Source organism: Pseudomonas sp. IT-P294, assembly GCF_949767865.1.
In the GTDB taxonomy this organism is placed as follows: domain Bacteria; phylum Pseudomonadota; class Gammaproteobacteria; order Pseudomonadales; family Pseudomonadaceae; genus Aquipseudomonas.
This window is the reverse complement of record NZ_CATKQW010000013.1, coordinates 23497-38887: the sequence shown is the minus strand read 5'-3', so window position 1 is coordinate 38887 and position 15391 is coordinate 23497. Positions and strand designations below refer to the sequence as shown.

The following is a 15391-nucleotide window of genomic DNA, read 5'->3' as shown; positions in this document are numbered from 1 at the left end:
ATTTTGCTGACGTGCAGCCGCGTATCTACGGCATGCAAGCCGGTGTTAAACCGTGCACTTATCCCGTCAGCCCTGATTATTTTCGAGGGCTTTTCTGGCTTGAAAACGATGCTGGTCAAGCTGGGTTGAATGCGAGTATATGTTGGCAAATTTCCAATATGTATGGGCAGAAAAGCCTGATGAATATGCAAAAACGCACAACGCAAACTCACTTGAATTGGGACGACATGCGCTTCTTTCTCGAAGTCGCCCGTGCCCGCACCGCCAGCGGTGCCGCCCGCCGCCTGGGAGTGGACTACACCACGGTGTCGCGACGCATCCGCGCCCTTGAACACAGTCTGGGTGCCTTGTTGTTCGAGAAATCCCGGACCTCGGGTTTCGTCCTGACGGTGGATGGGCAGCGTCTGGTCGGCCATGCCGAGTCTCTGGAAAGCACGTTGCTGGCAGCCTGCGAGCAGGTTTCCGGAACCACTGGAGGACTCGCCGGGCATCTGCGCATCGGCTGTACCGAAGCTTTCGGTTCCTGCTTCGTCACTGCCCAAATGAGCCACTTCATCACCCACTACCCGCATATCTCGGTGGACATCCTGCCGGTCCCGCACTTCGTCAACCTGTCGAGGCGCGAAGCGGACATCGCCATCACTCTGGAGCGACCCGAGCGCGGTCCATACGTGTGCTCGCGGCTTTGCGACTACCGCCTGCGTTTGTATGCGACACCGCAATACCTGGCCGATCATCCGCCGATTGCCAGTCGTGAGGATTTGGCCGGTCACCCGTTCGTGACCTATGTCGAGGACCTGGCCTTCAGCTTCAAACTGCTCTACCTGAACGACCTGCTGCCTGGCGCGCACAGCCGCTTGCGCAGCACCAGCGTCGTTTCCCAGTACCACGCAGCGCTGGAAGGACGTGCGCTGGCCATCCTGCCCTGTTTCCTCGCCGGCCCCGACCCGCGCCTGTGCGAAGTGCTGCCGGATCAGGTGGAGGTCACTCGCCAGTTCTGGATGTACTACAGCGAGGACCTGCGCAAGCTCAAGCGGATCACCTTGGTGGCCGACTACCTGCGCGCTTGCGCGGAGCTCAATCAACCGCTGCTGATGGGCGAGTCGAAGGTGATGACTTACCTGCCGACACCCTGAGCTTGCGCTCTGTTCCGGCCCGGAAACGCATTAACCCGACCCTAAAAAAAATAAAAACAGGTGTCTTCATGCTTCTCGATCATGCGTTGTTAATCGATGTCAGTGGCAAGCCGATACGCCAGCACCACAAAAATTTTTCAACCGAATGGGATGAGATTCGCGACTGGTCGGATCGGGTTTATATGCCCTATCGCGTGACCCCCACAGGGCGCGTCAACGCGCCCCGCGCGACCATGCATTCATCCAGGATTGGCGAGTTGACGCTGACGCGTTTTGCCTATGGCGTGGCGGTGAGCGTCGATGAGTTTTCACCGCAAGCCGGCAATGCATTACTGCTCACGACCCTGCGCGGCAATGCCCGGCACTGGGGGCAACGTTCGGTCACTGAAGACACGGCAGTGGGTCAATCCTTCATTGCCGATTGCAGTCGTGTCGACTACCGGATCGACCTCGACGCGGATCACCTGCAGTTGAATCTGACCATTCCTCATGGGGTTCTGGAACAGATGGCACAGCAGTGGTTCGGGTTCGTGCCTGACGATCAGTTCTGGCGACACAAGTGCGTCATCGGCGGCGTGGGTTCGAGCTGGCTGAGCTTGCTGGAGTACACGGTCCGTTGTGTGGCCGAGGCTCCCGAACAGATGGCTGAAGGGCGGATGGGGGCGCACCTGGAGCACAATCTTTGCGTTCATTTGCTGCAAGAGTGGGCCCGTCGCGCGGCGCAAGCAGGGCTGGATTTCAGTAGCCCGATGAACCGCATCGCACCCCGTTATGTCAGGGCTGCCGAAGAGTTCATGAGTGCCAATGCCGCGAGCCTGCCGACGATGGCAGAGGTGGCCAGCGCGGTCGGGACCAGTGTGCGGGCATTGAGTGGAGCCTTCTCACGCTTTCGCGGAATGACGCCCGGCGCCTTTTTGCGCGAACAGCGGCTGCTGGGGGCGCAGCGCGATTTATTGGCGACGGATCCGGATTCCGGCACCACCGTTTCGGCCATCGCCTTTCGCTGGGGTTATCTGAACCTGGGTGAATTTGCGGGGAGCTATCGCAAGCGTTTCAGCGAGTTGCCCTCGCAAACCTTGCGGCGCCGACTGCGCTAGTGATTTGACGCGTGACAAGGGCACCGAGAGTGGCGTGTGATGCGCGCTCGGTGCCCAGGATTCCAGCTATTTGCTGCGGGTCAGAACACCCACAACAGACGCAGGTTAACCCGCTGGTTTTCCTTGAAACCGTTGTCGACCGAGACGTCCTGGCCGTAATTGACCAAGGCCTGGAAGGTAGGGGTTAGCCAGTACGATCCCCCGACACGGTACTTGCTGGTGTTGGGTTCATCGTGCTGATCCTGACCGTCCAGGCGCGTTTCTCCGCCCCACAGTTGCGACGCACCGACGTGCACCGACAGCTTGGGTGTCACGGCGTACCTCAGGTAAGTCTGGGCTTGCCATTGCGGCTTTTGACGCAATGTCAGGCCTTGACCGGTGTAGTCGTCATTTTTGCCATAAACGGTTACATCGGCGGTGAGGTCCAGGGACAGCTTCTCAGTGAGGCCGGTCACATAGCCCGTCTGCACGATCATCCTCCATCGGTTTTCCCCCAGATTGAGCGGATCGTTACGGTCATAGTTGCCGGTCGGCGCGATGAGGTACGGCGCAATGCCCCAGTAACGGTTCTTCGCCGGATCATTCACCAGCCACAAGGTGGAGGCCAGAATCAGATCACCCACGCCATTGGCTTGTCCCAACGCGTCGTTATCGCGCGTTCCTTCCAGTCGACCGAACGGCAACAGGAACTGCGTATTGATGGTGTAGTCGCCCAATTGCTGGTAATTCGCGACGCGCACGATGCCGACATCCGAGTCGAGCCCCGCTTTGACTGCAACTTTGTGACCATCACTGTAAAGCTCGCGCCGCTGCGCATGTTGCAGGTAAAGCAAGCCGATGTTGCTGCCGGCGGGCAGCGCAGCAGCGTATTCGCCGGCGTCGACATCGATGGCCTGGGCATTGCCCGCCAGAGTGGCGAGGACGAGGCCGGCACCGATTGTTGACGTGTCAAACCCGCAGGCCATGAATCGAGCGCGCGCAGGGGTACGTGTGGAGATCTCCATGGGTCACCTGTTTTGTTCTTGTTGTTTTCAGAGAGGGGACGGTGTTCTTGCACCATCGCCTGGAGCCCGGGCGGGCTCTCATGCGACTTGAATCGGGTCAGCTACTGGCGGTGGCTCAGATAGCGATAGGCGCACGTTTCGAAATCCAGATAAGCGCTGGACGAAACAGGGTCTGCGAAGGGCAATATCTGGGTGGCCCAAAAACCACCGATGCCGTTTTTGCGGTCGATCCAATAGTAAAGATTGGCCAGGCCAGCCCACGCCAAAGAGCCTGCGGGGCGACCGGTGGGGGCGTCGTGTTCATTGACCATGAAGCTCAACGCCCAAGACTTGGGCATGCCCGGGAAAAACTCCGCGGTGTTGGAGATGCTCGGAATTACGCCGGGAAGGGCTTTGATTTTCAGGTTTTCAAGGCCGTTTTTTTCAGCGTAACGAACCGTCTCAGGCTTCAGGATCCGCCCGTGATCACCCTGTCCATCGTTAAGCCAGGCACGGATAAACAGGCAATAATCCTTCACTGTCGAAAACAGGCCATGGCCGCCCATGTGCACTTCGGGTTCCTGCGGGAGGATGGAGCCTTCGATTGCCGTCAGCGATCCATTCTCTTCACGCTGGTGCATGCCGGCCCGTCGCTCGAGCATCGACGGGGTCAGGGTAAAGCCGGTATCGGTCATGCCCAGAGGCTCGAAAATCCGCTGGCGCATGACTTCACCCAGGCGCTTGCCGGTGATGGCCTCCACCACAAGACCGGCCCAATCCATGTTGGAGCCGTATTCCCACTGTTCGCCAGGCTCAAACAGCAAAGGTGTTTTCAGCGCCGCCAGCGACCCGCTGATGATGCTGGGCTGGCCATGTTCCTGGACCAGTCTGTTGTAGTTTTCATTGAAGAATTCATAACCAAGGCCTGCCGTGTGAAGCAGCAGCATTCGGGTGGTGATGTGTTTTTTGGGGGCGCGAAGCCGTGGCGTGCCGTCGGCATCAAACCCGTCGAGCACCTGCAGTTCGCCAATCATCGGCACATAGTCTTTGGCTGGCGCGTCGAGATCGAGTCGGCCTTCTTCGACCAACTGAAGCAATGCCGTGGCGGTTATCGCTTTGGTCGTGGAGAACATGGCGAACACGGTGTCGGTCGTCATGGCGCCTGGTTGACCGGACATGCGTAGCCCTGAGGCTCCCTCGTAGAGCAAACCGGCGCGCCCGGTGATTGCGGCGACTACGCCTGGGACGCGGTGCTGTCCAGCCGTGACGAGTTCGAGCAAGTGGTTGGTTGATGATGTGAAACCCGGATTCATTATTTTTATTCTCCTGAAACCCGATCCATAGTCCGCTCGGCTAGAGCCTATGGCGGGGCAGTGGTAGGACTGACTGGGCCGACGACCAGGGATGAGCGTCGGGCCAAGGGGAGAGTAAGAAAATAAAATCCGCGGGTTTGTCGGCTGTCGGCAGAGGGTGTCGGCGACAGGCACTTATTTAAGTGCCGTGCAGCTCAGACGGTTTCGAGCGTTGCAAGATTCAAAAGGGTGAAGTACCCAACCGCCGGCCTCCAGCCTGCGGTGTCGATATGAATCACGTTGCCCAATCTGATGGGCTGCTGCAGCGGTGTGTGCCCCACGATTAGCGCACGCAGGCCTTCAACACCATGGCTCTCCAGCAGATCGATACGGCTTCGCGACCACATGATGCGGTTCTGCACCTGCCTCAGGCGCTGTTCGGATTCAGGGAATTGCAGTTCCTTGCGCAGCTGTTCCCATGAAGGGAAAGGGCAGTCGGCGTGCACGATGCCGATCAGGCCTTGTGCTGTTTCGACTTCGATGGCGATCGGTAGCCCGGAAAATTTCGCGGCGAACTGTTGGCGCTCCGACAGCGACAGCTTCGTAAACCATAAGCCGCCGTTGAAGATCCAGCTGTCGACGTCGCACGTATCGAAATGAACCACGTAGTCGTCATGGTTTCCACACACGGGGTGGAACCATGGCTTGTCCAGCCAATCGAGTGCATCCGGGCACTCGGGGCCGCGGTCGATCAGATCGCCCACGCTGAACAAGCGGTCGACCATCGGGTTGAATCGGGCCGCCTCCAGCGCTACCTGCAACCGGGTGAAATGGCCGTGAATGTCGCCGACGGCGATGTCTCGGCCGACTGTGTTGGCGGCGAAGCGCTTTACGCGCGGCACCTCTGGCAATTCGCGCATGGAATACCTCGAGCGCCGTTTACCGGCGCGATGGTAGTCCATTGAGTTTAGGCCGCGTCGGCGCGAATCGCGGTAGAGCGCATCGGTTACTCGCGGGAGCGGTCACCGGACGGTGGGTGCCGCTCCTCGACGAACAGACGCTGTCAGAGCGAAAAGCCGCTGGATTGTCCGGCACCGTTGTCCTGCACTGCCGCAATAAGGTGCAGTGGAACGTGCGGGTGTTCATTGATCGACGGGATTTCAACGCTGCCCACGATGGAAAGTGGTCGCTCACTCAGTCGGATCGACTCTTGTGCCTTTGCCAGAGCCATTCTCGCGTGGTTCGCTGCGATTTCATTGAGAGTTGACACGTTACATCTCCGGTGACTGACCAAGCGTATCGCTGGCGTCCTTAAGCATAGATTGGGTTTTACCGCCGCGTCAGAAAGACGTCGTTGCGGGGCTGGCATGACCGCCATTGCAATCCCTGAGCCAGACAGGAGGGTGCGCAAGGCGTCAGATTTTTGTTGCCGACGAGTGGTATCGCCAACAACCGCCGCCCTGAACTTGACCGCGTGCCTTGAGCCAACTAGACCTTATAACCAAGTCTCGCACAGGCAGTGGGCGGCCGTTCCCAGTCGCTTCATGCAGGGAAAGTGGACAGGTCTGCTGTCCTGCATTCAGAAATCACTTCAACATTCCTGGCATGGCTTACGAGTGAATCTTGGTCCCTTCATTGGTTCTGGAGATCAGTCATGCCCACCGTCGAACCCGTCTCGAATCTTGCTCAACCGGATAAACCCCAACCTTTGCGCGACAGTGCGGCGCTCGCACTGTCCGGCGGGGGGTATCGGGCGATGTTGTTCCATACCGGCACTCTTTGGCGGCTGGGGCAACTGGGTTTTTTTCAGGATAAGCCGCTTGAGCGATTCGGCACCAATGGCAGCGAAAGTGTCGGCAAGCTCGAGCGCATATCGAGTGTTTCCGGCGGCTCGATCATCTCCGCGAAACTGGCGCTGGAGTTCAGCTCGCTGGAAAACCTGGGGCCAGTTGATTTCGACAGGGCTTTTACAGAGCTGGTGGTCGGTCCGATACGCCATCTGGCCGGAGTGACGCTTGCGGGGATGTCGGCCAAGGGCGTTTTTCAAGTCATCAAGGACATCGCGCTGCCTGGCGAGGTCAACGCGCATGTGGCCAAGGCGCTCGATGATGCGCTGTATAACGGTAAGAAATTGCAGGATTTACCCGACCGCGTGCGCTTTATCTTCAACGCCTCAAACCTGCAGTCGGGGGCGGTCTGGCGATTTTCAAAACCATACATGGGTGACTGGAAAGTGGGCAGGGTCATGAATCCTGCACTTTCGATCGCCCGGGCCGTCGGGGCGTCTGCGGCGTTTCCGCCGATACTCGCGCCAGCGACGCTGGAGTTCAGGGACAGCGATTTTGCGCCTGACGACGGTACGCAGTTTCTGCGGCATCCGCCCTACACCACATCGGTCGCCCTCGCTGACGGCGGCGTCTACGATAACCTCGGGTTGGAGACTTGCTACAAGTCCTTCAAGACACTGTTCGTCAGTAACGCCGGCAAGCCCTTTGCCGAGCAGCCCGATGTGTCCGTCAATTGGGTGTCCATCGGCAGTCGCTGCCTCGACGTGATGGACAACCAGGTGCTGAGTCTTAGAAAGCGTCTGCTTGTCCAGGCCTTCGAAGCCCGTGAGCGATACGGCGCCTTTTGGGATATCAAACAGGACATCGGCGTTCACGCACTGGCCGATTGCCTGCCTTGTCCGCTTGAGAGCACGCGCCAGCTGGCCCAGGTGCCGACTGATCTTGCGACCAAGGACATGGAAACCCAGAAACGCCTGATCAACTGGGGTTATGCGGTAGCCGATGCGGCCGTCCGGGCGCATTTCAATGGGCAACTGCCGCCGCCGATTGGATTTCCCTATCCCGAGAGCGCTTTGTGAGTCGCCATTTTCGGGCTGATATCGAAGGATCGCGCTAACGCAATAATCAGCCTCTGGCGTACGTGTTTCAAACGTCGGTCAGACAAGGAGATCTGGAGTGGACACGTCCGACTACTCTCCACCGGCCATGCGCAAATTGCGGGTGTATGCCTTCGATCCGCAAGCCTCGACCCAAATGGAAACGGTGCAGATCAACCACGCCACCATCGAATTGCCCTGGGAGCAACGATGGGAGCCCGACATCTTGCCGGGGCCGGTGAACGAGTACCTGGAAGTCATTGATGTCGACCCTACCAGCGGCCAGTTCTATAAACCGGTGGACTTGAATGATCCACATTTATTGGCCCAGGACGGCCTCGCGCCCTCCGAGGGTGATCCGCGTTTCCATCAGCAGATGGTTTTTGCCGTCGCGATGAAGACCATCAAATTATTTGAGCGGGCGCTGGGCCGCAAGGTGTTCTGGTCACCCAGAGCGGTCGAGGATGCCGTCACCAAGCGCACGACGTCCCACACCTATGTCCGAAGGTTACGCATCTATCCCCACGCGTTACGCGAAGCCAACGCCTATTACAGCCCGGCGAAAAAGGCGTTGTTGTTCGGTTACTTCAAGGCATCGATGACCAACGCCGGGGTGAACTTGCCGGGCGGCTGGATCTTTACCGCGCTGTCCCACGATATCGTCGCGCATGAAACGACCCATGCGATTCTCGATGGCTTGCACCGTCGTTACATCGAGTCGACCAACGTGGATAGCCTGGCGTTTCATGAAGCCTTTGCCGACATCGTGGCGCTGTTGATGCATTTCACCTTGCCCGAAGTGGTCTCCAGTCAACTGGCTGCACGTCGAGGCATCTTGAGCGAGCGTTCCTGGCTGAGCGGCCTGGCTCGGCAATTCGGCGAGGCGTCGGGGCGTTATGCGGCCTTGCGCGACGCCATCGACGAAAAAGGCCAGGACGGCTTGCCTGATCCGACACGTCTGGCGCAGTTAAGCGAGCCCCATGAGCGCGGCGCGATTCTGGTTGCCGCTGTTTTCGACGCCTTTATCACTATCTACGAGCAACGCACGGAGGATCTTTTTCGACTGGCCGGGCATGACAAGACGTCGACCGCCAACCTGTCGACGGAACTGATTGCACGCCTGACCCGCGAAGCCGTGAAGTCTGCCGATCATGTCCTGCGCTTGTGCATCCGCGCACTGGATTACCTGCCACCGGTGGATGTGCACTTTGGTGAATTTCTACGGGCCATCGTCACCGCCGATAACGACCTGGTGCCGGATGACCCCATGCACTATCGCCTGGCCGTCATTCAAGCGTTTCGACGGCGCGGCATTTTCCCGGACAAGTGTTTGTCGCTGGCACCGGACAGCTTGCTCTGGGAGTCGGTGAAAGGTGTTCAGTCAGAAGACCTTGCACTGACGGCCAATGACTTGCTCGACTTCCACGCCGCTGCAAAACCGAAACGCGGCTGGGCCGGTGGCGCGCTTGATCTGACGCCGCAATACGTACGGGAGAAGGCTTTTCTTCAGGCTGAGCACAATCGTCAGGTGGTGTGGAACTGGCTGATGGCAGAGTCGGCACATGATGCGCAATGGGAGAAGGTTCTGGGGATTTACTTCATGGCCCATCCCGGCGAATCAAGGAAGCAAGGGGCGTTGTTCATCGGCGCAGATGGGGTTCAGCCGGCCGTGGAAGTGCACTCGGTCCGCACATGTCGCAGGGCGGGTCCGGACGGGCAGGACCTGCGGCAACTGGTGGTCGAAATTGCCCAGCGCCGTCGCGGCTACTTCGATGCCGAGGAGCAACTCAAAGAAGACTTGAAGCCGGTGCGAGAAAGAGGTCACCACCCCTATGACTTCACCTTCCGCGGCGGGGCGACGCTGATTATTGACCTGCGCGACGGCACGCTGCGGTATGTCATCCGCAAGCGCATCGATGACGATGAGCGTCTGGACGCGCAGCGACGCTTCCTCCAGGTCGGCAGTGATGGCCTGGCCATGACCTACCGGCGTCCGCGCCCGGGCGATAACGCCTTCGCCATGACCCACCGTGGAGTCTGACGCCATGACGGATGCCAACCAAAAAAACAGGGTGGCGATCCGCATGTACCGGGGGATTCTGGGTGACTGCTTTTTGCTGCGCTACTCGGAAGCCGGGGTGACGCGCCATCTGTTGATCGACTGTGGTGTGCTTCAAGGGGAGAAGGACGGCAAGGAGCGAATGGCGCGCATTGTTGATGACGTTCATCAAACCACCGGTGGCGTGCTGGACCTGGTGGTGGTGACCCACGAGCACCATGATCACCTGTCTGGTTTTCTCTACGAACAAGCGCGTTTTTTGGGTGACGATTTTCACATCGGTGAGCTCTGGCTGGCCTGGACCGAGGACCTCAACGATCCGCAGGCGGTCGCGCTGCATGCCCGTTTCAACAAGGCCAAGGTGGCATTGGCCGGTGTCGTCGGCCTCTGCGACAGTGTCAGCGCATTGAATGAAGATGCGCGGATCAAAACCGTACAGGGGCTGTCAGCGTTTATCGAACCGCTGGCCGAGCCGGCCAGCAAGGACAAGCGCACGACAATCGAAAAGCTCAAGGACAAGGTGGGCTCGAAAGCGACCCGGTATCTGGAGCCTGGGGACGTGGTGCAACCGGCCGCGCTCCAGACGCTCAAGACATACGTCATGGGACCTCCGCGCTCTGAAGAGCGCTTGCGCAAGAACCTGCCCAGCAGCGGCGCGGGGAAAGAGGTCTACATGACCAGCCTGGACGACGCGATGGCGCTGGAGGAGCGAACACTGCGGCTCAAAGGTGTGGTTGCGCTCGACGTCGATACGCCATTCGCCCGCCCTTATCAGCGCACGACGCTGAACGCGCAAAAAGGTACAGACCCCCACCGCGCCATCGATGACAAAGCCGACAGCGTCGAGCAGCGCTATTTCAGCCACGAAAACCAATGGCGCTGTATTGAAGACGAATGGCTGGACGGCGCGGAGACCCTCGCCCTGAAGATGGATTCGGACACCAACAACACGAGTCTGGTCCTGGCGTTCGAACTGCCTGACGGGCAAATACTGCTGTTTCCCGGAGACGCCCAGGTGGGCAACTGGTTGTCCTGGGGAGACCAGACGTATCCCAAGGACAGCGAGCCAGGAGCACCGGCGCCATTGACCCGAGATGAGATTCTCGCCCGGGTCACGCTCTATAAAGTCGGTCACCATTGCAGCCACAACGCCACCGCGCGTGCGGCGGGACTGGAAAAAATGCACGATCCCCGGCTGGTGGCGATGATCCCGGTGGACGCGGATGTTGCCAAAGGCAAAGACTGGAAAATGCCCTATCCGGATCTATTGAGTGCGTTGCAAGAACGTACCCGGCAGCGGGTCGTGAGCGGTGATGGGACCCCCGCGAATGAAATCAAGGCTTTCAACGATTCACCGACAGACCCCAATCATCCGGTCAGCCTGAGTTATGGCGCTGATGATTTGTGGGTGGAGGTTTCGATCCCGTATTGAATCCGATCACTGCCCGGCAAGCAGGGCCGGCCAAGCATGACGCAGGCATGACGCTGTATATTCCTTAATAGAATAAATAGATAATTATATATTCCTTTTGTTGTTGATTCGGGTGGTGCACTTTGAGGGCCTGCGCATCCATGCGGATGTGCCCTACACCAGACAGGAAGCCTCGACATGACTATCAAAGCGATCAACGTCCGTAACCAATTCAAGGGTGTCATCAAGGAAATTGTGCAAGGCGAAGTGGTGTCCGAAATCGATGTGCAAACCGCTTCCGGCATTGTCACCTCGGTCATCACTACGCGCTCGGTGCGCGACCTGGAATTGAAAGTGGGCAGCGAGGTGATTGCCTTCGTGAAATCCACCGAAGTCTCCATTGCCAAGCTCTGAATCACCAGCTTGCACCCAGACCTGTATCCGTGCGGAGCAATCGACACTATCCTTGCCGTTAGTGGAGACAATCGTCGTCGATCTCGAATCGGCTATACCGCTGGACCACAGCGAACGTTTATCTACGCCGAGCAACTGCAGTCGTCAGCGTGTTGAAAAACAACGCTGACAGTTTTCGAGAAAGCACATGGCAGCACAGGCAGCCGAGAACAGCCCCTACATCATGCAAGCCCCAACCTATCAACTGCTGGAAGTCGCCAACGGCAAACCGATCAAGCTCTGGACCGAAGGCGTCCCGGTAGAAAACGAAGCCCGGCAGCAGTTGATCAACACCGCGAAGATGCCATTCATCTTCAAACACCTGGCAGTGATGCCCGACGTCCACCTGGGCAAGGGCTCGACCATCGGCAGTGTCATCCCTACGGTGGGTGCGATCATTCCCGCCGCCGTCGGGGTCGACATCGGCTGCGGCATGATCGCTGCGTGCACATCGCTGACGGCTGCCGATTTGCCGGACAACCTGCATGGCTTGCGTTGCGCCATCGAGAAAGCGGTGCCCCATGGGCGCACCCTGGGCCGTGGCATCCGCGACAAAGGCGCCTGGGACAGCGTTCCCAAACAGGCTGATCACGCCTGGACGGCGTTGCATTCACGGTTCAAGTCGATCACCGACAAATACCCGAAACTCGCCAGCACCAACAACCGTGTTCACCTGGGGACACTGGGCAGCGGCAACCACTTCATCGAAGTGTGCCTGGACGAAACCAACGGGGTCTGGTTCATGCTGCACAGCGGCTCGCGCGGGGTCGGTAACGCCATCGGCAACCTGTTCATTCAACTGGCCCAGGCCGACATGCGGCAGCACATCGCCAACCTGCCGGACCGCGACCTGGCCTACTTCAAGGAAGGCAGCCGGCATTTTGACGACTACGTCGAAGCCGTGAACTGGGCCCAGGACTTCGCCAAACAGAACCGCGCACTGATGATGCAAGCGGTGATTCAGGCAACACGCAAAGTGATCAGCAAACCCTTCGACGTGGCACTGGAAGCGGTGAACTGCCACCACAACTACGTGCAAAAAGAGCGGCATTTTGGCCAGGATATTCTGGTCACCCGCAAGGGCGCGGTGTCAGCGCAAAAGGGCGAACTGGGGATTATCCCGGGATCAATGGGCGCAAAAAGCTTCATCGTTCGTGGCCTTGGCAATGAAGAATCGTTTTGCTCCTGCAGCCATGGCGCCGGCCGCGTCATGAGCCGCACCAAAGCAAAAAGCCTGTTCACCGTACAGGACCAGATCCGCGCCACTGCTCACGTCGAATGCCGCAAGGATGCCGCCGTCATTGATGAGATACCGATGGCCTACAAAGACATCGACCACGTCATGCACGCTCAGCGCGAACTGGTGGAAGTGCTCCACACCTTGCGGCAAGTGGTGTGCGTGAAGGGCTGAACGCAGTCATTAGCGGTACTTGATCACGATCCCCTTGAGTTTGCGCCCCTCAATGGTTTCGACATCGCGCGCCCACAGCGGCCCGTTGACGTAGGCGCCCACCGGCTGGATATGGTCATAGACCACCACCACGGCATCGCCCCCGAGCTTGGCCGCCTCGTCCCGCAATTTTTCTTCGACCTTGGTAATCGGCGGGGCAGGGTCGACACTCGCATCGATCAGCACTTCACCCAAACGAATGTGCGGGCGCATCGGCTCGGTGCGCAACACCACGACCTCGCTGGCCAGCGTCGGCGCAGGATGCTCGACGCCCACATACGCGGTGGTTCGTGCATCAACAGTGGCGCACCCACTCAGTGCGAGCAGGGCAGCGGTGAGTCCGCCCGCCAACAGGGACAGTTTGAGACGGGTGGACAAAGGGGCGTCATGGGCAGGCATGGTGGAACTCCTCCGAAGGGGCCGCTACTACGCGGGCTGCCTTGTTGACGGTAGCAGACGGTCCGGGAGTTTCCAGAAAGCCCAACCCTTTCAGGCTGGGCTTTTTTAATGTCTGAAAACGTCACTGATCCTTTTCGCAATTCACCATCCAAGACACACCGAACCGATCCACCAGCATCCCGAACCGCTCAGCCCAGAAGGTCTTGTCCAGCGGCATCTGCACCTTGCCATCCTCCGCCAACGCGCCAAAGACGCGCTCGGCCTCGGCAACGCTGTCGACATTCAACGAAACCGAACAACCGCTCATATCATCCGTCGGACGATCCGGCGTGGTGTCCGACCCCATGATCGCCTGATCACCCACCGCCAGGCGGGTATGAATGATCAGATTATGCAGGTCCGCAGGAAGCTGCTCGCGAGCCGGGCTTTCGCCGAAGGTCATCATCATTTCGATCCGGCCTTGCAGGGCTTGCTCATAGAACGTGAAGGCGGCTTTGCAGTCGCCGTTGAAGATGAGATAGGGATTGATTTTCATGTTTGCTCCCGTTGACCGAGGGACCTGGAGGTGCCCTCTGGCCTATCAATTGACTCCAAGTAGCAAAGCCTTAGAGACGGGATTGTGCCGAGTTTGTTTAGACGTTTTTTCTATGGAAGGGGAACCGCTTATTGCCTGAAAACTCAGGCCACCGCGCGCGAGGCGCAGGATGGCCGCAGCAAGCGCTCAACGGCACCACTCACCAGGTTTTCCAGCAGCTCATCACGCTGCGCGTCTTCCAGCGGATGCTGCGCCAGCCAGCCGGGCGCGCTGTTGAGCAAGTTGGCGATAGCGTGTCCGGTGGCCATCAAACCCTGTTCTCCGAGACGCGACGGGACGCCGAGCATCTTCAACAACTTGCGCTCGTATTGCTCACGCAACAGCCGCACGCGCGCCTGTTGTTCTTCGTTGAGGCAGCCGCTGTCACGTTCCGCCAGACGAAAATGCCAAGGCATTTCACGGTGCAGATTCAAATGCGCGCGGATCAGGTTGGGCAGTTTGTCGCGTTTGGCCGAGGCCTTTTGATCGATGCGCCCAAGGGTCGACAACAGCTCTTCATAGAACTCTTCGATCAGGTCGAGCAGCAAGTGCTGTTTGCTCGGGTAATGGTGATACAACGAGCCCGGGGACAGCCCCAGGCAGGTGGCCAGCTCACGCATGCCGACCTGACCGAAACCTTTGCTGGCGAACAACTCCAGCACCTTGTCCCGGTACTCGGCGAAGCGTGAGCAACGCTCAGGCATAGGCATGGAAGCCACGTCCTGTCTTGCGTCCCAGATAGCCGGCGGCGACCATTTCCTTGAGCAGCGGGGCAGGGCGGTATTTGCTGTCGTTAAAGCCGTCGTAGAAGGCTTCGAGAATCGCCAGCACGGTGTCCAGGCCGATCAGGTCCGCCAAGGCCAGCGGGCCGATCGGCTGGTTGCAACCCAGGCGCATGCCGGCGTCGATGTCTTCGGCGCTGGCCAAACCTTCCTGAAACACCAGAATCGCTTCGTTGATCATTGGCACCAGAATCCGGTTGACCACGAAACCCGGGCGGTTGCCGGCGGTGATCGCGGTCTTGCCGAGGGTGGTGGCCATGTCCAGCGCCAGCGCGTGGGTGGCGTCGCTGGTTTGCAGGCCACGGATCACTTCGATCAGGCCCATCACCGGCACCGGGTTGAAGAAGTGCAGGCCGATAAAGCGCTCGGGCTGGCTGACGCTGGCGGCCAATTGTGTGATCGACAGCGACGACGTGTTGGAGGCGATTACGCACTCGGCGCTGACCTGCGCGGCGATCTGTTGCAGCACGCGCAGTTTCAGGTCGAGGTTCTCGGTGGCGGCTTCAATCACCATCTGCGCGTTCTGCAGGCTGCTGTAATCGGTGCTGGTGCGGATCCTGGCGAGGGCGGCGAGCTTTTGGTCTTCGCTCAGGGTTTCCTTGGCGATCTGCCGGTCGAGGTTTTTGCCGACGTTCGCCAGGGCCTTTTGCAAAGCGCTGTCGGAGATGTCGATCAAGGTCACGTTGAAGCCGGCCAGGGCGCAGACTTGCGCAATGCCGTTGCCCATGGTGCCTGCGCCGATCACGCCAATGTTTTGCAGATTCATCTTTGCGTCCTTCCGATCAAACCCCGCGATACCTTGGCCGACTGGGTGGCCGAAGGCGTACTATTGGCCGCGAGTCTAGAACCGGCGGGGCGGTTGTCCTATGCC

At 59.1% G+C, this 15391-nt stretch carries 15 protein-coding genes; 7 read left to right on the top strand and 8 right to left on the bottom strand.

Going from position 1 to position 15391, the window contains the following annotated elements; all coding sequences use genetic code 11:
* Positions 1-185 precede the first annotated feature (185 nt).
* Together ACM6I0_RS14150 and ACM6I0_RS14145 are read left to right on the top strand one after the other, a co-directional pair.
* Positions 186-1136 carry a LysR family transcriptional regulator gene (locus ACM6I0_RS14150; RefSeq protein ID WP_414922608.1) on the top strand — a complete coding sequence of 317 codons (951 nt, stop codon included), beginning with the start codon at positions 186-188 and terminating at the stop codon, positions 1134-1136.
* 68 nt (positions 1137-1204) lie between these two features.
* Positions 1205-2233 (top strand): AraC family transcriptional regulator, encoded by a 1029-nt coding sequence (locus tag ACM6I0_RS14145; protein WP_414922593.1) that lies wholly within the window; start codon positions 1205-1207, stop codon positions 2231-2233.
* Between the two features lie 80 nt (positions 2234-2313).
* Here the strand turns inward: ACM6I0_RS14145 and ACM6I0_RS14140 are convergent, their stop codons facing one another.
* The 4 genes from ACM6I0_RS14140 to ACM6I0_RS14125 all read right to left on the bottom strand — a co-directional run bounded on the left by ACM6I0_RS14140 (position 2314) and on the right by ACM6I0_RS14125 (position 5778).
* The gene (locus tag ACM6I0_RS14140; protein ID WP_414922592.1) at positions 2314-3237 is read right to left on the bottom strand and encodes a transporter; all 924 of its coding nucleotides are present in this window, start codon (positions 3235-3237) and stop codon (positions 2314-2316) included.
* A gap of 101 nt (positions 3238-3338) precedes the next feature.
* Positions 3339-4529, bottom strand: coding sequence for a serine hydrolase domain-containing protein (locus ACM6I0_RS14135; RefSeq protein ID WP_414922591.1), 1191 nt, complete (start codon positions 4527-4529; stop codon positions 3339-3341).
* Positions 4530-4723: 194 nt separating this feature from the next.
* Positions 4724-5428, bottom strand: coding sequence for a metallophosphoesterase (locus tag ACM6I0_RS14130; RefSeq protein ID WP_414922590.1), 705 nt, complete (start codon positions 5426-5428; stop codon positions 4724-4726).
* A gap of 143 nt (positions 5429-5571) precedes the next feature.
* On the bottom strand, positions 5572-5778 hold the full coding sequence (locus ACM6I0_RS14125; RefSeq protein WP_285433237.1) for a hypothetical protein: 207 nt from the start codon (positions 5776-5778) through the stop codon (positions 5572-5574).
* A 384-nt stretch (positions 5779-6162) separates the two neighbouring features.
* Here ACM6I0_RS14125 and ACM6I0_RS14120 point away from each other — a divergent pair, with 384 nt between their 5' ends.
* The 5 genes from ACM6I0_RS14120 (at position 6163) to ACM6I0_RS14100 (ending at position 12726) form a co-directional block, all read left to right on the top strand.
* Positions 6163-7374 (top strand): patatin-like phospholipase family protein, encoded by a 1212-nt coding sequence (locus ACM6I0_RS14120; protein ID WP_414922589.1) that lies wholly within the window; start codon positions 6163-6165, stop codon positions 7372-7374.
* Between the two features lie 97 nt (positions 7375-7471).
* Complete coding sequence (locus tag ACM6I0_RS14115; RefSeq protein ID WP_414922588.1) at positions 7472-9433, top strand: hypothetical protein; 1962 nt, start codon at positions 7472-7474, stop codon at positions 9431-9433.
* 4 nt (positions 9434-9437) lie between these two features.
* Positions 9438-10883 (top strand): hypothetical protein, encoded by a 1446-nt coding sequence (locus tag ACM6I0_RS14110; RefSeq protein ID WP_414922587.1) that lies wholly within the window; start codon positions 9438-9440, stop codon positions 10881-10883.
* Positions 10884-11060: 177 nt separating this feature from the next.
* A complete protein-coding gene (locus ACM6I0_RS14105) occupies positions 11061-11276 on the top strand; it encodes a TOBE domain-containing protein (RefSeq protein ID WP_027921432.1) in 216 nt (71 codons plus the stop codon).
* 223 nt (positions 11277-11499) lie between these two features.
* On the top strand, positions 11500-12726 hold the full coding sequence (locus tag ACM6I0_RS14100; protein ID WP_414922607.1) for an RtcB family protein: 1227 nt from the start codon (positions 11500-11502) through the stop codon (positions 12724-12726).
* Between the two features lie 9 nt (positions 12727-12735).
* Here ACM6I0_RS14100 and ACM6I0_RS14095 read toward each other — a convergent pair whose 3' ends face one another.
* The 4 genes from ACM6I0_RS14095 to ACM6I0_RS14080 form a co-directional block, all read right to left on the bottom strand.
* Complete coding sequence (locus ACM6I0_RS14095; protein WP_285433261.1) at positions 12736-13164, bottom strand: hypothetical protein; 429 nt, start codon at positions 13162-13164, stop codon at positions 12736-12738.
* A gap of 121 nt (positions 13165-13285) precedes the next feature.
* On the bottom strand, positions 13286-13699 hold the full coding sequence (locus ACM6I0_RS14090) for a VOC family protein (protein ID WP_285433262.1): 414 nt from the start codon (positions 13697-13699) through the stop codon (positions 13286-13288).
* A gap of 143 nt (positions 13700-13842) precedes the next feature.
* The gene (locus tag ACM6I0_RS14085) at positions 13843-14448 is read right to left on the bottom strand and encodes a TetR/AcrR family transcriptional regulator (protein ID WP_414922586.1); all 606 of its coding nucleotides are present in this window, start codon (positions 14446-14448) and stop codon (positions 13843-13845) included.
* Positions 14435-15286 (bottom strand): 3-hydroxybutyryl-CoA dehydrogenase, encoded by an 852-nt coding sequence (locus ACM6I0_RS14080; protein ID WP_414922585.1) that lies wholly within the window; start codon positions 15284-15286, stop codon positions 14435-14437. The genes ACM6I0_RS14085 and ACM6I0_RS14080 overlap by 14 nt, the downstream gene beginning before the upstream one ends.
* Positions 15287-15391 lie beyond the last annotated feature (105 nt).